This is a genomic window from Morganella sp. BCCO 40_0007 (assembly GCF_032989665.1).
GTDB classification, from domain to species: domain Bacteria; phylum Pseudomonadota; class Gammaproteobacteria; order Enterobacterales; family Enterobacteriaceae; genus Morganella; species Morganella sibonii.
Genome location: NZ_JAVBIN010000002.1, coordinates 396,712 through 422,626, shown reverse-complemented (window position 1 = coordinate 422,626; position 25,915 = coordinate 396,712). Strand labels below are relative to the sequence as shown.

27 protein-coding genes are annotated in these 25,915 nt (G+C 52.7%); 6 read left to right on the top strand and 21 right to left on the bottom strand.

Going from position 1 to position 25,915, the window contains the following annotated elements:
* Nucleotides 1-128: 128 nt before the first annotated feature.
* From lipB to rsfS, 8 genes are all read right to left on the bottom strand, one after another.
* Nucleotides 129-761, bottom strand: a complete 633-nt coding sequence (gene lipB, locus R5268_RS04055; RefSeq protein ID WP_317418622.1) for a lipoyl(octanoyl) transferase LipB — start codon at nucleotides 759-761, stop codon at nucleotides 129-131.
* 142 nt (nucleotides 762-903) lie between these two features.
* Nucleotides 904-1,167: a DUF493 family protein YbeD gene (gene ybeD / locus R5268_RS04050; RefSeq protein ID WP_046893668.1), complete on the bottom strand. Its 264-nt coding sequence runs from the start codon at nucleotides 1,165-1,167 to the stop codon at nucleotides 904-906.
* 69 nt (nucleotides 1,168-1,236) lie between these two features.
* On the bottom strand, nucleotides 1,237-2,451 hold the full coding sequence (dacA, locus tag R5268_RS04045) for a D-alanyl-D-alanine carboxypeptidase DacA (protein WP_218455190.1): 1,215 nt from the start codon (nucleotides 2,449-2,451) through the stop codon (nucleotides 1,237-1,239).
* A gap of 91 nt (nucleotides 2,452-2,542) precedes the next feature.
* Nucleotides 2,543-3,532: an endolytic peptidoglycan transglycosylase RlpA gene (gene rlpA / locus R5268_RS04040; RefSeq protein WP_317418623.1), complete on the bottom strand. Its 990-nt coding sequence runs from the start codon at nucleotides 3,530-3,532 to the stop codon at nucleotides 2,543-2,545.
* A gap of 17 nt (nucleotides 3,533-3,549) precedes the next feature.
* A complete protein-coding gene (mrdB, locus tag R5268_RS04035; protein ID WP_107680414.1) occupies nucleotides 3,550-4,662 on the bottom strand; it encodes a peptidoglycan glycosyltransferase MrdB in 1,113 nt (370 codons plus the stop codon).
* A gap of 5 nt (nucleotides 4,663-4,667) precedes the next feature.
* A complete protein-coding gene (mrdA, locus tag R5268_RS04030) occupies nucleotides 4,668-6,548 on the bottom strand; it encodes a peptidoglycan DD-transpeptidase MrdA (RefSeq protein WP_317418778.1) in 1,881 nt (626 codons plus the stop codon).
* A 56-nt stretch (nucleotides 6,549-6,604) separates the two neighbouring features.
* A complete protein-coding gene (gene rlmH, locus R5268_RS04025; protein ID WP_004235593.1) occupies nucleotides 6,605-7,075 on the bottom strand; it encodes a 23S rRNA (pseudouridine(1915)-N(3))-methyltransferase RlmH in 471 nt (156 codons plus the stop codon).
* A 3-nt stretch (nucleotides 7,076-7,078) separates the two neighbouring features.
* Nucleotides 7,079-7,405: a ribosome silencing factor gene (gene rsfS, locus R5268_RS04020; RefSeq protein WP_317418624.1), complete on the bottom strand. Its 327-nt coding sequence runs from the start codon at nucleotides 7,403-7,405 to the stop codon at nucleotides 7,079-7,081.
* 287 nt (nucleotides 7,406-7,692) lie between these two features.
* Between rsfS and R5268_RS04015 the strand changes: the two genes are divergently transcribed.
* Nucleotides 7,693-8,220, top strand: a complete 528-nt coding sequence (locus tag R5268_RS04015; protein WP_317418625.1) for a YbgA family protein — start codon at nucleotides 7,693-7,695, stop codon at nucleotides 8,218-8,220.
* On the opposite strand, the gene R5268_RS04010 is transcribed toward R5268_RS04015, so the two are convergent.
* Entirely contained in the window at nucleotides 8,190-8,549 is a 360-nt protein-coding gene (locus tag R5268_RS04010) for a winged helix-turn-helix transcriptional regulator (protein WP_046893672.1), read from the bottom strand. The two genes, R5268_RS04015 and R5268_RS04010, sit on opposite strands and share 31 nt — an antisense overlap.
* Before the next feature lie 103 nt (nucleotides 8,550-8,652).
* Here R5268_RS04010 and R5268_RS04005 point away from each other — a divergent pair, with 103 nt between their 5' ends.
* Nucleotides 8,653-9,372 (top strand): SDR family oxidoreductase, encoded by a 720-nt coding sequence (locus R5268_RS04005; RefSeq protein ID WP_052926256.1) that lies wholly within the window; start codon nucleotides 8,653-8,655, stop codon nucleotides 9,370-9,372.
* A gap of 1 nt (nucleotide 9,373) precedes the next feature.
* Here R5268_RS04005 and nadD read toward each other — a convergent pair whose 3' ends face one another.
* From nadD to R5268_RS03965, 8 genes are all read right to left on the bottom strand, one after another.
* Nucleotides 9,374-10,030, bottom strand: coding sequence for a nicotinate-nucleotide adenylyltransferase (nadD, locus tag R5268_RS04000; protein WP_317418626.1), 657 nt, complete (start codon nucleotides 10,028-10,030; stop codon nucleotides 9,374-9,376).
* A complete protein-coding gene (gene holA, locus R5268_RS03995; RefSeq protein ID WP_317418627.1) occupies nucleotides 10,011-11,054 on the bottom strand; it encodes a DNA polymerase III subunit delta in 1,044 nt (347 codons plus the stop codon). Before holA ends, nadD begins: the two co-directional genes overlap by 20 nt.
* Nucleotides 11,051-11,605, bottom strand: coding sequence for an LPS assembly lipoprotein LptE (gene lptE, locus R5268_RS03990; RefSeq protein WP_107680533.1), 555 nt, complete (start codon nucleotides 11,603-11,605; stop codon nucleotides 11,051-11,053). Before lptE ends, holA begins: the two co-directional genes overlap by 4 nt.
* A gap of 13 nt (nucleotides 11,606-11,618) precedes the next feature.
* Nucleotides 11,619-14,201, bottom strand: a complete 2,583-nt coding sequence (gene leuS / locus R5268_RS03985) for a leucine--tRNA ligase (protein WP_218455194.1) — start codon at nucleotides 14,199-14,201, stop codon at nucleotides 11,619-11,621.
* 216 nt (nucleotides 14,202-14,417) lie between these two features.
* A complete protein-coding gene (locus tag R5268_RS03980; RefSeq protein ID WP_218455195.1) occupies nucleotides 14,418-15,143 on the bottom strand; it encodes an amino acid ABC transporter ATP-binding protein in 726 nt (241 codons plus the stop codon).
* The gene (gene gltK / locus R5268_RS03975) at nucleotides 15,140-15,817 is read right to left on the bottom strand and encodes a glutamate/aspartate ABC transporter permease GltK (protein ID WP_046893679.1); all 678 of its coding nucleotides are present in this window, start codon (nucleotides 15,815-15,817) and stop codon (nucleotides 15,140-15,142) included. The genes R5268_RS03980 and gltK overlap by 4 nt, the downstream gene beginning before the upstream one ends.
* On the bottom strand, nucleotides 15,817-16,554 hold the full coding sequence (locus R5268_RS03970) for an amino acid ABC transporter permease (RefSeq protein WP_046893680.1): 738 nt from the start codon (nucleotides 16,552-16,554) through the stop codon (nucleotides 15,817-15,819). Before R5268_RS03970 ends, gltK begins: the two co-directional genes overlap by 1 nt.
* 198 nt (nucleotides 16,555-16,752) lie before the next feature.
* The gene (locus R5268_RS03965) at nucleotides 16,753-17,655 is read right to left on the bottom strand and encodes a glutamate/aspartate ABC transporter substrate-binding protein (RefSeq protein WP_247719169.1); all 903 of its coding nucleotides are present in this window, start codon (nucleotides 17,653-17,655) and stop codon (nucleotides 16,753-16,755) included.
* A 423-nt stretch (nucleotides 17,656-18,078) separates the two neighbouring features.
* On the opposite strand from R5268_RS03965, the gene R5268_RS03960 reads away from it, so the two are divergent.
* From R5268_RS03960 to R5268_RS03945, 4 genes are read left to right on the top strand one after another with little or no spacing between them, the layout of a single operon-like run.
* Nucleotides 18,079-18,447 carry a hypothetical protein gene (locus tag R5268_RS03960; RefSeq protein ID WP_046893682.1) on the top strand — a complete coding sequence of 123 codons (369 nt, stop codon included), beginning with the start codon at nucleotides 18,079-18,081 and terminating at the stop codon, nucleotides 18,445-18,447.
* 57 nt (nucleotides 18,448-18,504) lie between these two features.
* On the top strand, nucleotides 18,505-20,541 hold the full coding sequence (locus R5268_RS03955) for a protein-disulfide reductase DsbD family protein (protein ID WP_317418628.1): 2,037 nt from the start codon (nucleotides 18,505-18,507) through the stop codon (nucleotides 20,539-20,541).
* On the top strand, nucleotides 20,538-21,266 hold the full coding sequence (locus tag R5268_RS03950) for a DsbA family protein (protein ID WP_317418629.1): 729 nt from the start codon (nucleotides 20,538-20,540) through the stop codon (nucleotides 21,264-21,266). Before R5268_RS03955 ends, R5268_RS03950 begins: the two co-directional genes overlap by 4 nt.
* The gene (locus tag R5268_RS03945) at nucleotides 21,266-21,763 is read left to right on the top strand and encodes a protein disulfide oxidoreductase (RefSeq protein WP_317418630.1); all 498 of its coding nucleotides are present in this window, start codon (nucleotides 21,266-21,268) and stop codon (nucleotides 21,761-21,763) included. Before R5268_RS03950 ends, R5268_RS03945 begins: the two co-directional genes overlap by 1 nt.
* 72 nt (nucleotides 21,764-21,835) lie before the next feature.
* On the opposite strand, the gene lnt is transcribed toward R5268_RS03945, so the two are convergent.
* The 4 genes from lnt to R5268_RS03925 all read right to left on the bottom strand — a co-directional run bounded on the left by lnt (nucleotide 21,836) and on the right by R5268_RS03925 (nucleotide 25,889).
* Nucleotides 21,836-23,389 (bottom strand): apolipoprotein N-acyltransferase, encoded by a 1,554-nt coding sequence (lnt, locus tag R5268_RS03940; protein ID WP_317418631.1) that lies wholly within the window; start codon nucleotides 23,387-23,389, stop codon nucleotides 21,836-21,838.
* Nucleotides 23,386-24,276: a CNNM family magnesium/cobalt transport protein CorC gene (corC, locus tag R5268_RS03935; RefSeq protein WP_004235612.1), complete on the bottom strand. Its 891-nt coding sequence runs from the start codon at nucleotides 24,274-24,276 to the stop codon at nucleotides 23,386-23,388. The genes lnt and corC overlap by 4 nt, the downstream gene beginning before the upstream one ends.
* A 70-nt stretch (nucleotides 24,277-24,346) precedes the next feature.
* The gene (gene ybeY, locus R5268_RS03930) at nucleotides 24,347-24,814 is read right to left on the bottom strand and encodes an rRNA maturation RNase YbeY (protein WP_317418632.1); all 468 of its coding nucleotides are present in this window, start codon (nucleotides 24,812-24,814) and stop codon (nucleotides 24,347-24,349) included.
* On the bottom strand, nucleotides 24,807-25,889 hold the full coding sequence (locus R5268_RS03925) for a PhoH family protein (RefSeq protein WP_046893687.1): 1,083 nt from the start codon (nucleotides 25,887-25,889) through the stop codon (nucleotides 24,807-24,809). The genes ybeY and R5268_RS03925 overlap by 8 nt, the downstream gene beginning before the upstream one ends.
* Nucleotides 25,890-25,915 lie beyond the last annotated feature (26 nt).

The window sequence follows — 25,915 nt, the reverse complement described above, 5'->3', positions numbered from 1 at the left end:
TATGTCATTTCCGGTTAGATTCATCGGATTGTGATTGATGAGCGCCGTGGTGACGGCCTGTCTGCTGAATGTAACAATATCATCAATCTTTTAAAAATCTTTTTAAAAATGTTAAAAAAATTATATCACTATTCTGTGGCAAGTTGGAATCCTAATTGCCGGCAGAATTGTGCGGTCAGCACAGGCTGAACATCCGCAAGGGTAATACCGGGAACAAAATCAGCCATTTGCGTCATGGCAAGACCGGCATAACCACAGGGATTAATGCGGTGAAAAGGTTCAAGATCCATATTGATATTGAGCGCCAGCCCGTGGAATGAGCGGCCGTTACGGATACGCAGACCGAGTGAACAGATTTTGTTACCCGCCACATAAACGCCGGGGGCGTCCGGGCGCGGATAAGCATCAATATTCCACTGTTTCAGGGTTTCAACCACGGCATTTTCCAGGGCGGATACCAGTTCGCGCACACCGATTTTGTCACGCTTAAGGTCAATCATCACATACATGACCTGCTGTCCCGGGCCGTGGTACGTCACCTGGCCGCCGCGATCGGATTGGATCACCGGGATATCGCCGGGTGCCAGGACGTGTTCTGCTTTACCGGCCTGTCCCTGGGTAAAAACGCGCTCATGTTCGACCAGCCAGATCTCGTTGCCGGTGTCCGCCGTACGCTGCTCAGTAAATTGGTGCATGGCTTCGGAAACAGGATGATAAGGCCGCAGGCCCAGCTGACGTAAAATGATGGTGTTATTTTGCAAAATGATATCTTCAGTTCGGTATGCCGGGTCAGCAGTATAACGCGCACGGCAAATACGTACCAGTGACGGGCATAAAATGTTCAGCGGGATAAAAAAAAGGCCGCCCTGAAAGGCGGCCTGAAATGATGAAGAAATGACAGTGTTATAACACCATTCTGACACGTTCTAACGCGCCTAATTCTTCGTACAGATTCTCGATCTGCTCGATGTGTGTCGCATCAATCGTCACAGAAACGGAATGATAGGTTCCTTTGCTGCTCGGTTTGATTGACGGACTGTAGTCACCCGGCGCGTGGCGCTGAATCACTTCCAGAACATCATTCACTAATTCCGGTTCAGCGGCACCCATCACTTTGTAGGTAAATGAGCAGGGGAACTCTAACAGTTCATCAAGTTTGGTTTTCATGGGTGCTCCTTAATAAAGCAAAACTTCAGATGAATTAAATATGGGGATAGTTCATCTGATTTCAAGTCTTCAGCCGAACCAGCGGTGAAACAGCAGGCGGATATAGTCGATCAGACGACTGAAGAAGTTACCTTCCGGTACCGCTTCAGTGACGACCAGCGGCCGGGTTTCAATAATCTGGTTGTCGAGCTGGAAGTTAATCGTGCCGACCACCTGGTTTTTGGCCAGCGGAGCGTGCAGTTCCGGATTGGTCAGAACAAAACCGGCTTTCAGATCTTTCAGGCGGCCGCGCGGAATGGTGATATAGACATCATTTTCCACGCCTAACTGCACTTTGTCTTTATCCCCGAACCAGACGATTTCCGAGACCAGCGGGTTATCTTTCTGCATCGGTTTGACAGTTTCAAAGAAACGGAAACCCCACGTAAGCAGTTTTTTGCTTTCCGCATTACGGGCTTTGGCTGATTTGGTGCCCATCACAACGGAAATAAGACGCATATCCCCTTCAATGGCTGATGCCACCAGGTTATAGCCCGCGCCGCTGGTGTGGCCGGTTTTAATCCCGTCCGCATTCAGGCTTTTATCACCCAGCAGGTCGTTACGGTTTTGCTGGGTAATATTATTATAGGTGAATGAACGCTCTTTATAGATAGCGTATTCATTCGGTACGTCACGGATCATTGCCTGACCAATCAGAGCCATATCCCGGGCTGTACTGTACTGACCTTCGGAATCCAGGCCGTGAACGGTTTTAAAATGGGTATTTTTCAGGCCGAGTTGTGACACATAAGCATTCATCTGGCTGACAAAGGTATCCTGGTCGCCGGCAACAAATTCCGCCATCGCCACACAGGCATCATTACCGGATTGCAGGTTAATGCCGCGGCTCAGGTCAGATACGCTGACGCGTTCGCCCGGTTTGAGGAACATCAGTGAGGAGCCGCGGAACACCGGGTTACCGGTCGCCCAGGCGTTTTCCCCGATAGTGACCATGGTTTCCGGTGTGAACTTTCCGGCATTCATCGCCTGTCCGATGACATAGCTGGTCATCATTTTGGTCAGGCTGGCGGGATCACGACGGATATCGGCATTTTTCTCAGCCAGTATTTTTCCGGAGTGGTAATCCATCAGAATATAGGATTCCGCTTCAATATCCGGTACGGCCGGGATTGTGGTATTCAGATTCGGAACATCAGCGGCAGAAGCTGCGGCGCTCAGTGCCAGGGTCAGGCCGAATGCGGCCAGCCGCCCGGCGCGGTGTTGATAAGTCGTTGCGTATTTCATGAGTGTTAAAACAACATTGATGATGCCGGTGAAAAAGAAACGCTATCATAGCAAAGTGCCATGACAGCGCGTAGTGTTATCACAGCCTGTTTTACGGTGCCAGGATAAATGAATTCATATTCAGCTGCTGCTGAAGGCGTCCCTGAACCTCTGCGGCCTGTTCACGGCTGGCAAACGGCCCCAGCTGAACACGGTAAATATCGCCTGTGGTTTCTGTCATTCCGGGTACGCCCAGTTTGCCGCTGAGTTCTTTCTGCCATTGTGATGCGCGTTCCTCGCTGGCCACCGCACCCACCTGGACACGGTAACCACTCACCGTGACCGGTTGCGGTGCGGGAGCGTTTGTATTTTCAGTCTGCGCATCTGCCGGTGCTGCGGGCTGTTTCACGACAGGGATAAGTGCGGATTCCGGCTGCGGTTGTGCCATAACCGGACGGCTGTTGATCGGCACGACCGGGGTGGTGTTGGTTACCGGTGTACCCAGCGCACTGGTTTTTCCCAGCTCAGGGCGGCCCGGCAGGGCATAGCTCTGTTTGGCGACAACGGTGCCGACAGTCCCGGTTCCGCTCAGAGAGCCGTCTTCCGCGACCACAATCGGGTCAATTTTAATTTTGGTGTTCGGCAGCAGGTTCAGGCGATCTGCAACCGCACGGGAAAGCCCGATTTGTTTGCCCGGCATATACGGGCCGCGATCATTTATCCGTACCACCATCATACGGTTATTCGCCATATTGGTCACACGTGCATAGCCCGGGATTGGCAGAGTCGGGTGGGAAGCGGTCAGTTCGGCGCTGTTGACGATCTCGCCGGTGGCTGTCCGGTTGCCGTTCTGCGCCTGGCCGTAAATCCAGGCATAACCCTGCTGACTGAAGTTTTCCGGATCACGGACAATCTGATATTGCTGACCATTACGGACATAATCATTATTCGCGCCCGGATGCAGCGGCTCATAGGCCGGTACGGCGCCGAGAATCTCTTTTGCCGGTCCCGGCGGCGGTGTCTGTTTAACCGGCTGTTGCACTGACGGGCAGCCTGCCAGCAGGGCGGCCATTGCTGTGACCGCAATCCATTGTAAACGCATGAAAACCTCGTAATGTATTATAAGCTTTTTGACAGCATCTTACGGTGTGTATGAATTGACATGACAATACCAAACCCTGCCATTAATACAATCAGAGCGGAGCCGCCGTAACTCATCATCGGCAGCGGTACACCGACCACCGGCAGTATCCCGCTGACCATACCGATATTCACAAACACATAGACAAAGAAGATGAGCATCAGGCCACCGACCATCACCCGCCCGAACGTATTCTGGGCACGGGCGGCAATCATCAGCCCGCGCATAATGATCAGCAGATAGAGTACCAGTAAAAAGATCACGCCGACCAGCCCCAGCTCTTCCGCGAGGACCGCAAAGATAAAGTCAGTATGACGTTCCGGCAGGAATTCCAGCTGGGACTGGGTGCCCAGCATCCAGCCTTTTCCGGCCAGCCCGCCGGAGCCGATGGCAATTTTTGACTGAATAATATGATAACCGGCACCGAGCGGGTCGGTTTCCGGATCGAGCAGCATCATCACACGGCCGCGCTGGTAATCGTGCATCAGGAAAAACCAGAGCAGCGGAATAAAGGCGGCAAGCAGCAGGAGGGCTATTGCGATCAGGCGCCAGCTCATACCGGCCAGAAACAGCACAAAAATACCGGAAGCCGCCACCAGGATAGATGTCCCGAGATCGGGTTGTGCAGCCACGAGTAATGTCGGTACCACCACCAGCAGCAGGGCGATAGCCGTATTTTTCAGGGTCGGCGGGCACTGGTCGCGGTTCATAAACCGCGCCACCATCAGCGGAACCGCAATTTTGGCAATTTCAGACGGCTGGAAACGGACAATGCCCAGATCAAGCCAGCGCTGTGCGCCTTTACTGATCTGCCCGAACACATCGACAAAGATCAGCAGGATGACACAGACAATATAAAGATGCGGCGCCCAGGTTTCATACACCCGCGGCGGGATTTGCGCCATGATCAGCATAATAATGATACCGGAGAAAATCTGCCCGAGGCGGCGTTCCATCATTTCTGTGTCCAGCCCGCTGGCACTCCACAGTACAAACGCACTGTAAACCAGCAGGATCAGCAGCAGCACCAGCAACGGGAAGTCGATGTGCATGCGGGTCATCAGAGATACTTTGCGCGGATTATCAGTCATGGGCATTACTCAGTTTCACTGCCGGGCGGCGATGGCGGGGCATCAGGCAGCACCGTGTTGTTATCACCCAGCAGGACATGATCAAGGATCTGACGGACCAGGGTCCCTACTGCCGGGCCTGCACCGCCGTTTTCCAGAATGATAGTCACTGCCACCGTCGGGTTATCGTAAGGTGCGTAGGCAATCATTAATTTATGGTCGCGCAGACGTTCCGCCAGTTTGCTGGCGTTATAGGTTTCATAGCTGAACACCTGTGCTGTACCGGATTTTGCGGCCGCTTTGTATGGTGTTCCGGCAAAGAATTTGCGGCCGGTGCCGTTCGGTGCGTTAGCCACGCCGTACATGCCGGATTTTGCCAGCTCCCAGTAACCTGAATGAATATCGCCGATAGTAGTATAGTCTTTCTGCTCATACGGCAGCATGCCGTCACCCTCTTTGGTACCGAGCAGCAGATGCGGCGTTTTTACCACACCATCATTTATCAGGGTATTCAGCGCTTTTGACATCTGGATGGGGGTTGATGTCCAGTATCCCTGGCCGATCCCGACCGGGATGGTATCACCCTGATACCACTGTTTCTTGTAGCGCCGCTGTTTCCATTCGCGTGTCGGCATCACACCGTTGTATTCTTCTATCAGATCAATACCGGAATATTCACCGTAACCGAAGCGGGTCATCCAGGCGGACAGACGGTCGATCCCCATGTCATACGCCACCTGATAGAAGAAGGTATCCGCAGATTCAATAATCGATTTCACCACGTTCAGATTGCCGTGACCATAGCGTTTCCAGTCACGGTAACGTTTTTCTGAACCCGGTAACTGCCACCAGCCTGGGTCAAAAATGGTGGTGTTGCGGGTGATCACTTTTTCACTGAGAGCTGCCACCGAGATAAACGGTTTCACCGTGGATGCCGGCGGATAGAGTCCCTGAGTCGTACGGTTAATCAGCGGACGATCCGGATTATTGAGCAACCCCCGGTAATCCGGGCCGGAAATGCCGTTCACAAACAGGTTCGGGTCATAACTCGGGTTAGACACCAGTGCCAGGATTTCACCGTTGCGCGGATCACTGACCACGACAGCTGCCCGGCTGGTGGTCAGCAGTTTTTCGATATACATCTGTAATTCAAGATCTATCGTCAGATAGATATCTTTCCCGGCCTGCGGTGCCTGCTCGTGTAACTGGCGGATCACCCGGCCGCGGCTGTTGACTTCCACTTCCTCATAGCCGGTTTTGCCGTGCAGGACGGATTCATAATAGCGCTCAATACCCAGCTTACCGATATCATGGGTGGCAGCATAGTTTGGTAAAATCCCGTCTTTATCCAGACGTTCGACATCTTTGTCGTTAATTTTGGCCACATAACCAATGACATGGGTCAGGGCGGACCCGTAAGGGTAGAAGCGGCGCTGATAACCTTTGATTTCCAGTCCCGGGAAACGGTACTGATTAACCGAAAACCGCGCCACCTGAATCTGACTGAGCGGGGTTTTCAGCGGAATAGAGGTAAAACGGCGCGAACGGCGGCGCTCTTTTTCATAATTTGCGATGTCTTCGTCGGACAGGTCAACGATTTCGCGCAGCTCATTCAGTACATCCGGCATGTCAGTGACCTTCTCCGGTATGATTTCGAGCTGATAAATCGTTCTGTTTTCCGCCAGCAGAGTGCCTCTGCGGTCATAAATCATGCCACGGCTCGGCGGAATAGGAACCAGTTTTATCCGGTTATCATTGGAACGGGTCTGATAATCTTCATGGCGGTTAATCTGGAGATGATAGAGATTCACCACCAGTACGGCAGATAAAATAACAATACCGATAAACGCAACCACCGCACGGCGGATGAACAGGGCGGATTCCGCACTGTAATCGCGGAAATCCATCCGTTGCTTATGTTTTTTCTTATCGCCGTCAGGCGGATTCAGACCGGGCACTGCGGTTATTCCCTGTGATACGGATGATTGGCAGTAATACTCCAGGCGCGGTACAGACTCTCTGCGACCAGCACACGCACCAGCGGGTGCGGCAGGGTCAGCGGGGAGAGTGACCAGCTCTGTTCTGCTGCGGCTTTACAGGCAGGCGAAAGGCCTTCCGGGCCACCGATAAGCAGGCTGATATTGCGTCCGTCCTGCTTCCAGCGTTCCAGCTGACCGGCCAGCTGCGGAGTATCCCAGCGTGCGCCGGGAATATCCAGTGTGACAATCCGGTTACCTTTGCCCGCTGCCGCCAGCATTAATTCGCCTTCTTTTTCCAGGATACGCTTAATATCCGCGTTTTTCCCCCGTTTTCCGGCCGGAATCTCAGTCAGTTCAAACGGCATATCTTTCGGAAAGCGATGGAGGTAATCCTGAAATCCGGTTTCGACCCAGTCAGGCATTTTGGTGCCGACGGCAATGAGCTGTAACTTCAACACTCAGCTCCAGAGTTTCTCTAATTCATACATACGGCGGCTTTCATCCTGCATGACATGCACGATAGCTTCACCGAGATCGACAACAATCCAGTCAGAAATTCCCTGACCTTCCACGCCGAGCGGTATCATACCTGCCTGACGGCAGTCAGTGACGAGGTTATCGGCCACGGATGCCAGATGACGGCTTGATGTGCCGGTACAGATAATCATGTGATCGGTAATACTGGATTTACCGCGTACATCAATAGTAATAATATCCTGCGCTTTTGAGTCTTCGAGTTTATCAATAATAAACTCAAGCAATTCTGTGCCTTGCAAAAGGTTCACCTTATTCCGGATTAATGGATAACAGAAACACATCCCCGTCAGTAGTACCGCCATGCAGTTCAGGCGCGGGGTTGCTGTGTGCCGGGGATCATCGCTATTTTACGTTACACAGGGTAATTTTGCGAGGTTCGCCCTGTGTTGCCGCCGGCACCGCAAGAATAACAGCGAACAGGGGGAATACAAAGCAGTAAAGATTAAAGAAATATAAGGAAATGTACGGGCAGGAAAAACAGAAACAGTGTGTGTTGTACTATAGTCACTCCATAACAGATGAAAAGGCGGAAAATATGACATATCAGCGGCAGCCGGAAGAAGAACCGGAGGAGATAGTATGGCGGCAGACAGTACAGCAGGCGCTCGCGCAGGTACTGAATCCGCCGCTCAGTGCGGGCAGACTGATCCGTGAGCATAGCCGTTATAAATATGCACTGATGGCTTATTCGCCACAGATATACAGAAGCAGCGGGCGGTTGTTGTCACAGGCGGGAACATTATCGCCGGACGAACTGGCGGAAACCGCTGCGGTCTGGCAGCGGGAACTGCTGACCGCATTTTCACATCCCGCGACCCGTGCCAATATGACCAATGCGCTGATGCATATGCAGGGCTATTTTAAACGCCTGCTGAGTCCGGCAGAAAAGCAGCAGATGAGTGAGGCAATTGAGGCTTACCGCACCGGTACCTGTCCGGCGGAAGGGGTGAAGCATCTGTTACTCACCACTGCCCGTCATTATCAGATAGATTATTTATGCGATCAGGCAATATTACAGACGGCAGCACCGGTTCAGTCACACTCCGGGCGCAGCAGTGTGTAGCGATCGCCCATGTTTTCATAGCCCCAGTCACACATCAGCATCAGAATCGGGATCAGTGAACGGCCCTTATCTGTAATGGTGTATTCCACGCGGGGCGGCACTTCGGCAAAGACCGTCCGGGTAAGTAAACCATCTGCTTCCATTTCGCGTAATTGATTGGTTAATGTTTTTTGTGAAATATTGACAATATAAGCCCGTATTTCACCAAAGCGCTGAACGGTTTTTTCAGATAATAAATTTAATATTAATGGTTTATATTTCCCGCCGATAACCGACAGCGTAACTTCTATTTCACTGACCACTACAATTTTCTTTATTTTATCGTCCATTAGTTACCTTCAGGTTACTTTGTGAAATTAATCTGCCTTCTTGATATATGTAATGCAAGGCATAAAATCATGCAACTTTATTTATATTCTCAAGGTAAATGCAATGAAAAAATTAGTGGTTATTACCGGTGCAAGTTCCGGTATCGGTGAATCTGTGGCAAAACGAATGAGTCAGGCAGGGCATCCGGTATTATTACTGGCACGCCGCAGTCAGATTACCGAAGGGTTTCATCTGCCGGACAGTCTGTGCCGCAGCGTGGATGTGACGGATCTTACTGCCATGAAGGCAGCAATAGCCGAAGCGGAAAGCCTGTACGGCAAAACGGATTTATTAATTAACTGTGCGGGCGTCATGCTGCTGGATAATCCGTATGATCAGGATTATGCAGAATGGCAGCAAATGGTGGATGTGAATATTAACGGTGTTCTGACCGGAATTAATATTGTATTGCACGATATGGTTGAGCGTCAGGAAGGGACCATTATTAATATCAGTTCGATTGCCGGACGAAAAACATTTCCGAGCCATTCCGTGTATTGCGGTACCAAATTTGCGGTTCATGCTATTACGGAAAATATCCGTGAAGAAGTGGCATCCGCAAATGTCCGCTTAATCACGATTGCACCGGGGGTGGTGGAAACGCCGTTATTAAGTCATACCACTAATGAAGAAATTAAGCAGAATTACCAGACCTGGAAAAAAGAGATTCAGTCAGGTCTGGACCCGGAAAAAATCGCGGATTGTATTCAGTTTGCTTATCAGCAACCGCAGGATGTGTGCATCCGTGAGATTGTGATTGCCAAAACCCGGCAGGCAGGGTGAGTCAGCGGTAAAGTCCCTGTGCCAGAATATAGTCCTGAACGGCGGGCGCCAGCTGATCACGACAGTCTTCACCGTTTTTCAGCCGTTCGCGGATATTGGTGGCGGAAATCGGAAACAGGGGGGTATCGGCCAGGAAAATATAGCCGGACGGTCTTTTGTGCAGGCTGTCCGGTGTGGTGATCAGATGCTGAACAAACCAGTCTGCGAGCCGTTCAGACGGAAAATCCAGGGTGTACCCCGGCCGTTTGCAGACCAGTATATGGCACAGGGTCAGAATCTTGTCCCATTCATGCCAGGTATCAATCGACAGCAGGGAATCCTGACCAATGATAAAGGCCAGCGGCCGCCGTGAGCCAATTTCTGACCGGTACTGACGCAGTGTTTCCACGGTATAGGAGAGTGCGTCACGGTGCAGTTCGCGATCATCCACCCGGAACAGCGGATCACCGCTGACCGCCAGTCTGGCCATCATCAGCCGCTGTTTTGCATCGGCTTTCGGCTGCGGGCGGTGTGGCGGGACATTATTCGGCAGTAAAATAACCTGTTCCAGACCGGCTTCCGCCGCCATGGCTTTTACGGTATTAATGTGCGCCTGGTGGATCGGGTCAAACGTGCCGCCGTACAGCGCCAGAATCCGGTTATCCGCGTTGTTCGTCATAGAGGATCTGTCCTGTCTGTGCTTTACCGCTCAGAAGCAGTGTCAGTGTCAGTAACTCATCACTGACGGATTGTCCGTAATCCTGCTTGAGACGGATTTCAATACGGGTGATCAGGGATATCGCCACCTGCAGGGTATGCGCATCAAGGCGTCCCAGGGCATCTGTTATCATTCCCCTGCGGTTCTGCCAGATACGGTGCTTATCAAACAGTGTGCGCAGCGGCTGATGACGGCTTTCCCGCTGTAACGTCAGCAGTTGCATCACTTCGCGCTGTGCGGTGCGCAGCAGGATCACCGGCTCATTATCCTCAGCCAGAAGCTGAGTCAGAATATGACAGGCGCGCTTGCTTTTTCCTGCCAGCAGAGCATCCACCCAGTGATACGGGGTAAAATGTGCCGCATCATTGACGGCTGCTTCCACGCGGGGCAGAGTGAGTTTTCCGTCCGGATAAATCAGCGCCAGACGGGATAAAGCCTGTGACAGTGCCAGCAGGTTACCCTCGTAGCAATAGCAGAGCAGACGGACAGCCTGTTCGTCCGGCTGAAGCTGTAACAGTGCGGACCGGGCAGTGACCCATTGCGGCAACCGGTTCAGATCCGGGGTCATACAGGCGATATACACGCCATCCTGTGCCAGCGCTTTAAACCAGGCGCTGTTTTCCTGGGCTTTGGTCAGTTTATGACCGCGCAGGATCAGCAGAATATCGGGATGCAGTAATCCGGCGAGCCGGAGAAGCTGTTCGCCCATTGCGGCGTTGGGACCGTTTTCCGGCAGATACAGCGAGAGTGTCTGCCGTCCGGCAAACAGACTGAGTGACCGGCAGACAGAAAAAATCGCATCCCAGTCAGTATGTTGTTCAAGTGAAAAGGTAAAGTGCTCGTCAAATCCCTGTTCCTGCGCCGCATGGCGGATGGCATCCCGGGATTCCTGGAGTAATAAGGGTTCGTTCCCCCAGAGGAGGTAACGTTCACGCAGCCCCGAACGGAGCTGCGTGATGAGTTGCTCTGGTGAAACTTTTATCATGCCTTCGGTGCGACAATCTCAGCCGCTTCGGCATTTTCAGCCTGTTTATGCTGTTCTGAAGGCTGGATAATCAGCAGTTTACGGACCAGACGGGCAGCTGCCTGTTCACGCATTTCCTGGCGGACCATGTCTTTTTCCGCATCTTTTGCCAGTGCTTCCAGCGGGTTGTCAAAGAATGAGCGCTCAACGCGGACATTGATTGGATACACCGAACCGTTCGGCATAATCACCTGGGCATTCAGGAAATAAACCAGTTCTTTTTCAGCTGCTTTACCGTCCTGGAAAATGGATACCGTCTCTTCCTTACCTTCGGAAGAACCGGTGATTTTCAGTACCGGGACGGAGGCATCACCGCTCTCAATAATCTGTACGTTATTCAGCTGCAGTTGCTGACGGATAGCACGGGTCTGTTCGCCATACGGATCGCCGGTACTGATCTGCATTTTCTGCAGTTCAGGCGGAATTTGTGTGGTGCCGCGCAGATGGAAGCCGCAGCCTGCGGTGACCAGCACCGCAAGCCCGAGCAACAGCGTGATAATGCGATGTCGCACGATATCTCCTTAATTAACCGACGACCAGGTTCAGTAATTTACCCGGCACATAAATGACTTTGCGAACACTCACACCTTCGAGGTATTTCGCGACATTCGCTTCTTCTGACGCCAGCGCCATGACCGCATCCTGTTCCGCATCTGCGGCAACCGTAATACGGCCGCGGACTTTACCGTTGATCTGGATAACAATCAGTTTGGTATCGTCAACCATTGCTTCTTCACTGGCAACCGGCCACTGCGCATCATCCACATCGGTTTCGTGACCCAGCGCTTTCCACAGGGTGAAACCGGCGTGAGGGATAATCGGGGACAGCATACGGATAACGGCATCCAGTGCTTCCTGCATCAGTGCGCGATCCTGTTCTGTTTCCTGAGGTGCACGCTGTAACTCGTTGAGCAGTTCCATAATCGCAGCGATGGCGGTGTTGAACTGCTTACGGCGGCCGGCATCATCGCTGACTTTGGCAATCGTTTTGTGCAGGGAACGGCGCAGATCTTTTTGTGCCGGCGTCAGGCTGCTGATATCCAGCGGTGCGGTTTTGCCTTTCTGAACATGCTCATACACCAGGCGCCATACACGGCGGATAAAGCGGTTTGCACCTTCCACGCCGGATTCCTGCCATTCCAGGGTCAGTTCCGGTGGTGCCGCAAACATCATAAACAGACGAACGGTATCCGCGCCGTATTTTTCCACCATAATCTGCGGATCAACGCCGTTGTTCTTCGATTTTGACATTTTGCTCATGCCGGTGTGAACCAGCTCGCGGCCTTCTTTATCTGTTGCCTTGATGATACGGTTTTTATCATCACGCTCAAGAATGGCGTCTTCCGGAGAAACCCACACGCGGTGACCATCGGTATCGGTGTAGTAGAAAGAATCGGCCAGTACCATGCCCTGACACAGCAGATTTTTTGCCGGCTCATTTGAGTTCACCAGGCCTGCATCACGCATCAGTTTGTGGAAGAAGCGGAAATACATCAGGTGCATGATGGCGTGTTCGATACCGCCGATATACTGATCAACCGGCAGCCAGTAGTTGGCCGCAGCCGGGTCCAGCATGCCTTTGTCGTAGTCCGGGCAGCAGTAGCGCGCATAATACCAGGAGGATTCCATAAAGGTATCGAAGGTATCGGTTTCACGCAGGGCAGGCTGTCCGTTGATGGTGGTTTTTGCCCACTCCGGATCGGCTTTAATCGGGCTGGTGATACCGTCCATGACCACGTCTTCCGGCAGGATAACCGGTAACTGATCTTCAGGAACCGGAACCACGGTGCCGTCTTCCAGGGTTGCCATCGGAATCGGCGCGCCCCAGTAACGCTGACGGGAAACACCCCAGTCGCGCAGACGGTAATTCACTTTGCGTTCGCCAACGCCGAGTGCCACCAGTTTGTCGGCAATGGCATTGAAACCGGCAGTATAATCCAGCCCGTCGAACTCACCGGAATTGAACAGTGTATTTTTGCCGGTCATTGCGGCTTCACTGATATCCGGCTCAGAACCGTCTTCATTCAGAATGACTGGTTTGATCGGTAAATCGTATTTGGTGGCAAATTCCCAGTCACGCTGGTCGTGTGCCGGAACCGCCATCACAGCACCGGTGCCGTATTCCATCAGAACGAAGTTGGCAGCCCAGACCTGGATTTTTTCGCCGGTCAGCGGGTGAATAGCAAACATCCCGGTTGCCACGCCTTTTTTCTCCATCGTGGCCATTTCAGCCTCTGCCACTTTGGTATTACGGCACTCGTCGATAAAGGTTTTCAGTTCAGGATTGTTCTGTGCAGCCTGCTGTGCCAGCGGATGTCCTGCCGCCACTGCCAGATAAGTGACACCCATAAAGGTATCCGGGCGGGTGGTGTAGACACTCAGTTTTTCGGTGCTGTCAGCCACATCAAAGGTGATTTCCACACCCTCGGAACGGCCGATCCAGTTGCGCTGCATGGTTTTGACCTGCTCCGGCCAGTCTTCCAGCGTATCCAGGTCATTGAGCAGCTCTTCGGCATAAGCGGTGATTTTGATAAACCACTGCGGGATCTCTTTGCGCTCAACCGGGGTATCACAACGCCAGCAGCAGCCGTCGATAACCTGTTCGTTCGCGAGAACGGTCAGGTCATGCGGACACCAGTTCACTGCGGAGGTTTTTTTATACGCCAGACCTTTTTCATACAGTTTGGTGAAAAACCACTGTTCCCAGCGGTAATATTCCGGCGTACAGGTGGTGACTTCACGATCCCAGTCGTACGCGAAACCCAGCTTTTTCAGCTGCTGTTTCATGTATTCGATATTGGCATAGGTCCACGGTGCCGGTGCGGTGTTGTTTTTCACCGCCGCGCCTTCCGCAGGCAGACCGAACGCATCCCAGCCGATTGGCTGTAAGACGTTTTTACCCAGCATACGCTGGTAACGTGACATCACATCACCCAGGGTGTAGTTACGCACGTGGCCCATGTGTAGTCGTCCTGAAGGGTATGGCAGCATAGACAGGCAGTAGTATTTTTCTTTACTGTTATCTTCAGTCACTTTAAATGTTTGTTTTTCCTGCCAGTGACTCTGGACTTGTTGCTCTATGTCTTCGGGACGATATTGTTCTTGCATGGCACCGGTATTCCTGTGGTGATGAACTGCCGGACACGGACTGACGACCAGACCGGACGGACAGCATAATAATATATGGTTTTGTTAATATCTGACCCGTAAGCATAGCCGATATGCCCCTGAGGGAACAACAGTTAAGGTCGTAAAGGGATGAAAAAAGCAGGGGAATGATAAAGAGAAGAAGAAAGGCCGGTCTGTAACCGGCCGGTCAGAACATCAGTGCAGAATTTTGGCCAGAAAATCTTTGGCGCGATCGGATTTCGGGTTGGCAAAGAAATCCTCTTTTTTACTGTCCTCGATGATTTTTCCTTCGTCCATAAAAATCACGCGGTCGGCCACTTTACGGGCAAAGCCCATTTCGTGGGTCACCACCATCATCGTCATGCCTTCGTGTGCCAGTTCAACCATAACATCCAGCACTTCGTTGATCATTTCCGGGTCGAGGGCAGAGGTCGGTTCGTCGAACAGCATCGCGACGGGGTCCATACACAGGGCGCGGGCGATAGCCACACGCTGCTGCTGTCCGCCGGATAACTGGGACGGAAATTTATCCGCGTGGCCGGATAATCCCACACGTTCCAGCAGTTTCAGCCCCTTTTCTCTGGCGGCGGCTTTACTGCGGCCCAGCACTTTTACCTGTGCCAGGGTCAGGTTTTCCACGATGGAGAGGTGCGGAAACAGCTCAAAGTGCTGGAATACCATGCCGACTTTAGAGCGCAGTTTTGCCAGATCGGTACGTTTATTATTCACCTGTATATCATTGACGAAAATTTCGCCTTCCTGTACCGGCTCCAGGCCGTTAACGGTTTTTATCAGCGTGGATTTACCGGAGCCGGACGGGCCGCACACCACAACCACTTCCCCTTTTTTGACGTCGGTCGAGCAGTCGGTTAAGACACGGAACTGACCGTACCATTTGGAGATATTTTTCAGGGAGATCATGACACAGTCCTTCTCTTGAGATAATTAACCAGCATTGACGCCGCAAAGCTGATAACAAAATAAACCGCACCCGCAAACAGCACCATCTCGATTTGCGTTCCGTCGCGCTCGCCGATATTGCTGGCGGTGCGGAAGAAATCGGTCAGGCTGAGCACATACACCAGTGAGGTATCCTGAAACAGGACAATACCCTGGGTCAGCAGCAGCGGGATCATCGCGCGGAATGCCTGCGGCAGAACCACCAGACGCATGGTCTGCATTTTGGTCATACCGAGGGCGAGTGAGGCGGATGTTTGTCCCCGTGACACACTCTGGATACCGGCGCGGATAATTTCAGCATAATACGCAGCTTCAAACAGGGAAAACGCTACCATAGCTGAGATCAGACGGATATCTGTTTTTGGTGATATACCAAGAACATTTTGGACTAAGTTAGGCACAATCAGATAAAACCACAACAGCACCATCACCAGCGGAACGGAACGGAAGGCGTTCACATAGAGTGCTGCCAGCCAGCTCACGATTTTGATGGATGACAGGCGCATCATCGCCAGAATGGTACCCCACAGGATGCCGATAACAATCGCCGTGATGGTGATTTTCGCCGTGATAACCAGTCCGTCTAACAGGAACGGCATGCCCGGCATCACCGAACTCCAGTCAAATTCATACATCAGCGGCCTCCTGTCCCGGGCAGACGCACCCGTTTTTCCAGTAAATGCATGGCCAGCATAATAATGACGTTAATGCCGACATAAGCGAGGGTTATCGCTGTAAAGGACTCATAGGCTCTGGCGGAATAATCCAGCAATTTACCGGCCTGAGCGGCCATATCGACCAGCCCGATGGTGGAGGCAATCGCGGAGTTTTTCACCAGGTTGAGCATTTCGGATGTCATCGGCGGAATAATCACGCGGTAGGCATTCGGCAGCAGGACATAGCGGTAAGTCTGCGGCAGTGTCAGCCCCATGGCCAGCCCGGCCGCTTTCTGGCCGCGCGGCAGTGACTGAATGGCGGCACGAACCTGTTCGGTCATACGGGCTGCGGTAAACAGTCCCAGACAGAGGGTGGAGGAAATAAAGAACTGGATATTCGGGTCGAGATCCATTTTAAACCAGTCGCGCAGAGACGGCGGCAGGAATTCAGGGATCACCAGATACCAGGTGAAAAACTGGACGATCAGCGGCACATTACGGAAAATTTCCACATAAATGGTGCCGAGAGAGGAGAGAAATTTATTCGGCACCGTACGGAGAATACCGAACAGAGATCCCACCAGAAAGGCGATAATCCAGGCACAGATTGACAGCATTACCGTGACCTTCAGGCCGGACAGAATCCAGCCGAGGTAAGTGGTGTTGCCGAAGGGGGCGGGCTGAAAAAATATCCCCCAGTCCCAGTTAGCTGACATAGCGCGGCTCCCGGTAAAAGAACGAACTCCCTGTATAAGACGGATAACCAGTGGTTACCGGACAGATAGAGTATTTACATGCTGCGGACTGCGGCTTATCGTCCGCGCCCGCGTCAGTGGTGAACGCGGGCGCGGCGGTCTTAGTTATATCCTCAGTCCGGGCGGCGCAGCCTGTCCGGCTGTCAGCCGCCACAGAGGTTATTCAAAGGCTTTGTCGTTCGGTGCTTTGAACAGGCCTTTCATTTCACCGGATAATTCAAAGTTCAGGTTGAGGTTCTTAGGCGGAATCGGCTGTTTGAACCAGCGGTTATAGGATTTCTCAGCGTCACCGGAGGTTTGGGCATCAGAAACTGTTTTATCGATCAGGGCTTTAAACTGCGGATCATCTTTGCGCAGCATACAGCCGTAGGCTTCTTCGGATTGCGGTGTGCCGACGATCACCCAGTTATCCGGTTTTTTCGCTTTGGCGCGTTCACCGGCCAGCAGGGCATCATCCATCATAAAGGCGACCGCACGGCCGGACTCCAGAGTACGGAAGGCATCCCCGTGATCTTTGGCGCTGATAATGCGCATCTTCATCTGCTTCTCATCATTGAGTTTGTTGAGCAGCATTTCAGAGGTGGTACCTGAAGTGACCACCACGTTTTTCCCGGCGAGATCGGCAAAATCTTTGATGCCGGAATCTTTACCGGTCAGCAGGCGGGTACCGACCACAAAAATGGTGTTGGAGAAAGCGGCCTGCTGCTGGCGGGCCAGGTTATTGGTGGTGGAGCCGCACTCAAAATCGAATGTGCCGTTCTGTAACAGCGGGATACGGTTCTGAGAAGTGACCGGGATCAGCTTAACCTGTAAATCCGGCTTGTTGAGCGTCTTTTTCACCGCATCAACAATATGGTTGGAGTAATCCTGGGAATACCCGACCACGTTTTGCTGGTTATCATAATAAGAGAAAGGGACAGAGGACTCGCGGTGACCGACGATAATCACACCGTTATCATTGATTTTTTTCAGTGTACCGGTCAGCTCTTCAGCAGAAACTGCCGCACTGGCAAGCGCGGCTCCGGTGACCAGTACAGACAAAACTAACTTGCGCATAAACAACTCCTTTTCGGGAACGGTATAAGGACGTGTGTTGCTCTTGTGTTTGTATTGTTAAAAATAGAACACTATTGTTAATAAATGGAAGTTAATTTGTTTTAAATCGGGAGATCCCTCTCACTCTGTCCGATAAAGATGTGCAAGTTACACGTGAAACGCGCATTCACATTAAATTAGGGTATTTTGGTGTGATGTAGTTTTATATGCTGGTTTTGATTGTTTTATTAACCTGTTAATGGTGTTTTTTACTGTCAGGTGAGAGGCTTTTACGGCAGCGAAATACAGTCGTGCCATAATCTGCGGTTGTAACAATCCGGCTGTACCGTGTTAACATTCTATTCCGGCTGATTGTGTAAAGTTATGGTTATCCGGTTGTCTGAAATCGCAGGCTGTGTAAGATAGGCGGTAACTATCGGGGAGCGGGCTATGCTGAAGCAACGCAGGCAGGGTTATCTGCTGCTGTTTTTCACATTCTTCTTTATCATGTTGTGTCTGACACAACGGATGTCTGGTGCGCCACGCATCAGTCTGAGCACGTCTGCGGATCTTATCACCCCTGCGTCGTTCAGTGATACGGAAACCGGGAGTACTCAGCCCGGCAGCACCTGCGATATCAGCGCCAAATCGCTGAGTACGGTGCCGCAGTTTCCGGCCGAACCTCTCTTTTTCGCTCTTCTTTTCTTCGTCATGACGGCGGTTATTGTCCCTGTTCGTTACCGTTCGCGCTCATGGCGTCAGCATATCCCGCCGATGCGGCTGCGCAGGCATCTCCATTTTTGTGTCATGAGGGATTAGCAACCGGCAATCTTTATATTGTCGGGTTTTTTGCTTAATTCGGAGATGAAAAATATTATGCGTTTTGTATTAACAGCGTTTGTGCTGTTTTTGTCCGCGCTGACTTCTGTGCATGCAGCTGATACCGGCTGGACCGAAATGCCGCACAATGATCATGCCCGTGTCAGAGTCACATCAGATCAATGGCAGGACGGAAAGTTACGTCTGTTGCTGGCTGTTGAATTACAACCGGGCTGGAAAACCTACTGGCAGTCACCGGGGGAAGGGGGCGTTGCGCCTGAACTGACATGGCAGGAAAAAACGGCTGCCACACAGTGGTTCTGGCCCGCACCCCAGCGTTTTGACGTCGCGGGGCTTTCCACCCAGGGTTACGGCGGCAGTGTGGTATTCCCGCTGGAAGTCACTGCGGATCAGGCACTGCCGTTACTCAGCGGAACGCTGACCTTATCCACATGCAGTAATGTCTGTATCCTGACCGATTATCCGGTCTCGCTGGACACCTCAGAACCGGCACCGGACGATTTTGACCGGCAGTATGCGATGGCTATGCAGCAGGTTCCGCAGACCGGCGGTGATATCACCATCGGCAGCAGCCGTGTGAACGGCGGAACACTGACAATGGCTCTGCACCGTCCGGGAGGCTGGCAGCAGCCGCAGTTGTTCTTTAATGCGGATAAGGAAACCATTTTTGCCGCCCCGTCATTCACCCTTTCCGGCGATAACCTCACGGCTACCGTTAAAGTAACGGATGACTGGGGGGAAGTGCCGTCCGATCTGAACGGAAAACCACTGTCGGTAGTGGTGACAGACGGCCCGGCGGCACAGGCACTGACAACGGTGATCGGCAGCGGTCCGGATATCACTGTGACATCCGGCAGTGATACATCCTTTATTATGCTGTTGCTGTTTGCTCTGATCGGCGGACTCATCCTCAATGTTATGCCGTGTGTTCTGCCGGTGCTGGCCATGAAACTCGGTTCTGTGCTGTATGTGGAAAACCGCGAACGGCGGGTGATCCGCACCCAGTTCCTGGTTTCCTCCTCCGGTATTATGGTCTCTTTCTGGATCCTCGCGGCACTGGTGTCGGTACTGCGTCTGACGCAAAGTGCTGTCGGCTGGGGAATTCAGTTCCAGAATCCGTGGTTCCTCGGCTTTATGGTGGTGGTGACATTACTGTTCAGCGCCAATTTGTTCGGTGTCTTTTCCATTCGTCTGAGCAGTAACGCAACCACAAAACTGGCGACTGCAGGCGGTAAAGGAATGCGCGGCCACTTTATGGAAGGTATGTTCGCCACGCTGCTGGCGACGCCCTGTACCGCACCGTTTCTCGGCACGGCCGTCGCATTTGCCCTGGTGGCACCGTATTCTCAGTTGTGGATGATCTTTACCGCACTGGGGATCGGAATGAGCCTGCCGTGGTTGCTGATTGCCGCGTTTCCGGGGATCGCAAAAGCACTGCCGAAACCCGGCCGCTGGATGAACGGCCTGCGTCTGGTACTGGGTGCCATGATGTTTATTACGGCACTGTGGCTGATTAGTCTGCTTATCCCGCACACCGGGCCGGAAACGGCTGCGGTGATGGTGGGGGTTGTGCTGCTGGTATTGGCGCTGCTGGCTTTCCGCCGCGCCGGTATTAAGCGGGGCACTGCGGCACTGGTGGCGCTGCTGATAGCGGGTGGTGTCTGGGCCGGTATCAATATGACGGATGACCGGCAGCAGAGCCTGGTCAGTGATCAGGTGGAGTGGCAGCCACTGACGGAAGAGGCGGTGACCACCGCACTTTCGCAGGGGAAACGGGTCTTTGTGGACGTGACCGCCGAATGGTGTGTGACCTGCAAAGCAAACAAATACAATGTATTATTACGCGATGACGTTCAGGATGCTCTCCGTGAACCGGATGTTGTTGCACTGCGCGGGGACTGGACAAAACCGTCGCCGGATATTAACGCATTTTTACAAAAGCGCGGGCATCTGGCGGTACCGTTTAACCAGATTTACGGCCCTGCTTTACCTGAAGGTGAAATATTGTCACCATTACTGGATAAAGAAACTCTCTTACATCTGTTAAATCAGTCACAAGGAATTGAACCATGAAAAAAACACTCGCGGCTTTAATGATTGCTCCGCTTATCTTTACAGCCACAGCTCACGCGGCCGCTCTCACCGCTGACCAGGAAGCGCAGGTGCGCGTATTGGTTCGTGACACGCTGGTTAAAAACCCGGAAATTCTGGAAGAGGCGATTATGGCGCTTCAGCAGAAACAGACCGAAAAACAGAGCGCACAGATGAAAGATGCCGTGAAAGCCAATGCTGACGCGCTGTTCAATGATAAATACACACCGCGTATCGGCTCAAAATCGCCGAAACTGACCATTGTATCTTTCACCGATTATAACTGTCCGTACTGCAAACGTTTTGATCCGCAGCTGGAAGCAGTGGTGAAAAAATATCCTGACGTGGCGGTTGTCTTCAAACTGCTGTCGTTCAAAGGGGAAAGCTCCCTGAATGCCAGCCGCGCGGCTCTTTCTGTATGGGAGACCAAGCCGGAAGCCTTTGCACCACTGCACAGCCGCCTGATGCAGAAGAAAACCGCACTGACTCAGGATGATATCAACAGCGCACTGAAAACCGCGAAAGCGGGTGATGTGAAAGTCACCGACAACAGCATGAATACCATGCGTATGAATATGATGCTGGCAGAGCAATTAGGTGTTCAGGGAACCCCTGCGACGCTGATTGGTGATGTGATGCTGCCGGGTGCCGTGGATGATGCACAGCTGGAATCTGTCATTAAGGAACAGCTGGCTAAGGTTAAATAATGCGGTTACTGCGCAGATGGGGAAAGGAATTTCTCCTGCTGCTGGTGATTTTATTTATTGCGTCACAGGCGATGGACTACTGGCGCAAACCGGAGGCACCGGATTTAAACACGGTGCCTTCACTGACACTGACTGACGGCACACCGGTGTCCATTGCGCAGATGAGTGCGGAAAAACCGTTACTGGTCTACTTCTGGGCATCCTGGTGCGGGATCTGCAAACTGACCTCGCCATCAGTCAGCGATCTGTCTGAGTCCGGCTACAATGTGGTGACGGTTGCTATCCGCTCCGGTGACGATGACCGGCTGGCGAAAGGGATGGCGGCAAAAGGTTACCATTTTCCGGTAATTAACGACCCGGATGGCCGGATTTCTCAGCTCTGGGGTGTGAATGTCACACCAACCTTTGTGATTTATCACAAAGGAGAGATAGTCAGCTACACCAGCGGCTGGACCAGCCAATTGGGTATGATGGTGCGGCTGTGGCTGGCGAAATAATCCGTCTGAAATGAAAAATCCCGCCGGTGAGCAATCATGGCGGGATTTTTTTATCTGCGTAATCGCCTCGTATCAGCGAAAATGCAGACCGCGCTCGGTGGTCTTTCTGCGTTTTATCAGCGCCAGACCCAGGAAGATAACGGTGGCACCCCAGACCGGCCATGTTCCCATGCGGTAATACGGTGTAAAACCGGATGCAGAGGTAATGGTGGCACTCAGAGTGGCCTGTGTGAACTGCGGTAACTGCGCGGTGACTGAACCGTCCGGTGCAATAATCGCGGTGATGCCGTTATTGGTGGCGCGCAGCAGCGGACGTCCCAGCTCCAGTGCGCGCATCCGCGCCATCTGGAAATGCTGCCACGGACCGATGGAACGGCCGAACCAGGCATCATTGGAGGCGGTCAGCAGTACGCCGGTTTTATCGGTCATATTGCGGCGCACCTGCTCACCGAGGATCACTTCATAGCAGATCTCGGCGGTCAGCGTCATTTTTCCGGCGGTCAGCGGCGGCTGGACATAATCCCCGCGGCTGAAAGCGGACATCGGCAGATTAAAGAACGGCGCCAGCGGACGCAGCAAATCTTCCAGCGGAACAAATTCCCCGAACGGCACTAAATGGTGTTTGTAATAGCGGTTTTTGTCCCGGCTGTCGTATTCGCTCTTATTACCCAGCACAATCAGTGTGTTGTAAACATTGTATTCTTTACCGTCTGCTTTAGGAACGGCATCCACCACACCGGTAATAAGCTGTGCACCGCTGAGTGTCAGCAGGCCGTTGAGCTGCTCCAGGAACGCGGACTGACTGGCGGCGAAATCAGGAATGGCGGATTCAGGCCAGATAATCAGCGTGTCAGGGCGGAAGTACGGACGGCTCTCCTGAAGATAGATACCCAGCGTTTTATCCAGCATGCCCGGTTCCCATTTCAGGGACTGCGCGATATTTCCCTGTACCAGTGCGACCTGAGTCGGATCGTTGTTCATCTGATACCATTGGTAGTTACGTGCAAGCCACGGGGCGAACAGCAGCACCAGTGCGGGAACCAGCGGCCAGGCACGGCGTCGTGAGAGCGTCAGGGCAATCAGGCCGCTTATCACCATCAGCAGGAAAGTGATGGCATTGACGCCCAGGAGCGGTGCCAGTGCACGCATCGGGCCGTCAATCTGAGTGTAGCCGAATTCCAGCCACGGGAAGCCGGTCAGTACCCAGCCGCGCAGGAATTCAGTGAGCTGCCAGAGTGCCGGAGCGGCAATCACCAGACGCCAGACCGTGGCGTGCGGAAAACATTTGGCCAGCAGGCCGGCAAACAGCATCGGATAGAGCGCCAGATAGGCAGCCAGCAGGACAACAAGGAACAGGTTGGCGATTTCCGGCATACCGCCGAAATCCGCGATACTGACATATACCCAGTTTACGCCGCTGCCGAATAACCCCAGCCCCCAGGCGAAACCGATAGCACATGCCTGTTTGCCGGTCCGGTTCAGTGTCAGCAGCAGCAGCGCTGTCAGCGCGGGCAGCGCGAAAAACCAGAGATCAAAAGGCGAAAAGGCCAGCGTTCCGCCGGCCCCGAAAATCAGTGCCAGCAGCAGACGCGGCCACTGGCGTAAACCCTGAGGTGATTTCATCATGTCAGATTATCTTCATCCAAAGACGGGATAGGAGCATCGTCCGGAATCTTAACATGTAACTGGATAATTTTACGACTGTCCGCCATCGCAACTTTGAACTGATAGTTGTCAATTTCAATGGTTTCACCCCGGGTCGGCAGATGGCCGAAGGCCTGCATCACCAGCCCGCCGACAGTATCCACCTCTTCATCGCTGAAGCGGGTGCCGAATGCGTCGTTAAAATCTTCTATCTGGGTGAGGGCGCGGACAGAATAGGAGTGCAGACTGAGCTGACGGATATCCACGTCATCCTCATCATCATATTCATCCTCAATTTCACCGACGATTAATTCCAGAATGTCTTCGATAGTGACAAGTCCGGATACGCCGCCGAATTCATCGATCACAATCGCCATATGGTAGCGCTGGGAGCGGAACTCTTTAAGCAGACGGTCAACACGCTTACTTTCCGGCACAACAACCGCCTGGCGCAGAACTTTGTCAATACTGAACTCTTCGGAATCACTGCGCATAAACGGCAGTAAATCTTTTGCCATCAGCAGGCCTTCGATGTGATCTTTATCTTCGCTGATCACCGGAAAGCGGGAGTGGGCAGAGTCAATAATGACATCCAGGCACTCGTCGAGTGTCTGATTGCGCTTGAGTGTCACAATTTGTGACCGCGGGATCATGATGTCACGGACACGCTGATCGGAAATATCCATTACCCCTTCGAGCATGTCGCGGGTGTCAGGATCGATCAGTGCATTTTGTTCGGAATCACGGATGACCTCAACGAGGTCTTCACGGCTTTTTGGCTCGCCGTGGAACAGTTGCTGGCGCAGCAGAGAAAAGAAACCCTTTTTCTGGTTCGGTGTATCACTACCCGATGGATGGTCGTCGCTCATGGCGGTTTTTTTACATTCCCCGATTTAATGAAAGATGCCGTATTATGTAGCATAAAAACGGCATCGCTGACTACGCTTTTTCTGTGATATACGGATCAGAATAGCCTAATTTTTTTAAGATTTCCGTTTCCAGGCCTTCCATCTCTTCCGCTTCATCGTCTTCGATGTGGTCATAACCCAGCAAATGCAGGCAGCCGTGGACAACCATGTGTGCCCAGTGCTCCTCTTCGGTTTTTTCCTGTTCGGCGGCTTCGCGTTCCACCACCTGGCGGCAGATAATCAGGTCGCCCAGCAGCGGCAGTTCAATTTCCGGCGGTGCTTCGAACGGGAAAGAGAGCACGTTGGTCGGTTTGTCCATGCCGCGGTAAGTCAGATTCAGCTCATGGCTTTCTGCTTCATCCACCAGGCGGATGGTCACTTCACTCTCTTCCTGAAACATCGGCAGCACGCCGTCAACCCAGCGCTGAAACTGTGCCTCAGAAGGCAGATTGTCTGTGTTTTCACAGACGATTTGTAAATCAAGAACCGGATTACTCATGGGATTGTTCCTGCTGCGCCTGCGCACGTTCGGCATCACGCTGCTGCTTCAGCATTTGTTTGCGTTTCTGTTCTGCGGCTTCCCACGCTTCATAGGCAATCACCACTTTTGCCACGATAGGATGCCGTACCACATCTTCACTGTGGAAGAAGTTAAAGCTCAGTTCCGGTACATCCGCCAGCACTTCAATGGCGTGACGCAGACCGGATTTGTTGCCGTTCGGCAGGTCAATCTGGGTGATATCCCCGGTGATGACCGCTTTGGAGTTGAAACCGATACGGGTCAGAAACATTTTCATCTGTTCGATGGTGGTGTTCTGGCTCTCATCGAGAATGATAAAGGCGTCGTTCAGTGTCCGGCCGCGCATATAGGCCAGCGGCGCGACTTCAATCACGTTGCGCTCAATCAGCTTTTCCACTTTCTCAAAGCCGAGCATTTCAAACAGTGCGTCATACAGCGGACGCAGATACGGATCGACTTTCTGGCTGAGATCGCCGGGCAGGAACCCGAGTTTTTCACCGGCCTCAACGGCAGGGCGGGTCAGCAGAATGCGGCGGATTTCCTGACGCTCCAGGGCATCCACAGCAGCAGCCACGGCCAGATAGGTCTTCCCGGTCCCGGCAGGGCCGATACCAAAGGTGATATCGTGATCGAGAATGTGAGCGATATACTGCGCCTGGTTTGGCGTACGCGGTTTAACCACACCACGTTTGGTTTTGATATTGACGGACTTGCCGTAATCCGGTACATGTTCGTCGCTCTGTTCAAGCACACGGCTCTCTGCCACGGCGAGGTGAACCTGTTCCGGGTCGATATCGCGGATCACGCCGCGTACCGGGGCGGTTTCCACATAGAGCTGGCGCAGGATCGCCGCAGCGGCTTTGACACAGTGCGGTTTGCCGGTCAACCGGAAGCGGTTGTCGCGGCGGCTGATTTCGGTACCGAGGCGGCGCTCGAGCAGTTTGATGTTATCGTCGAAGGGACCGCAGAGGCTTTGCAGACGCTGATTTTCGGCGGGTTCGAGGAAAATTTCCTGTGTTGCTACCTGTGAAGGTGATGTATAGGTTTCTGTCACTGAATCTCTCTGTGTATTCTCACGCG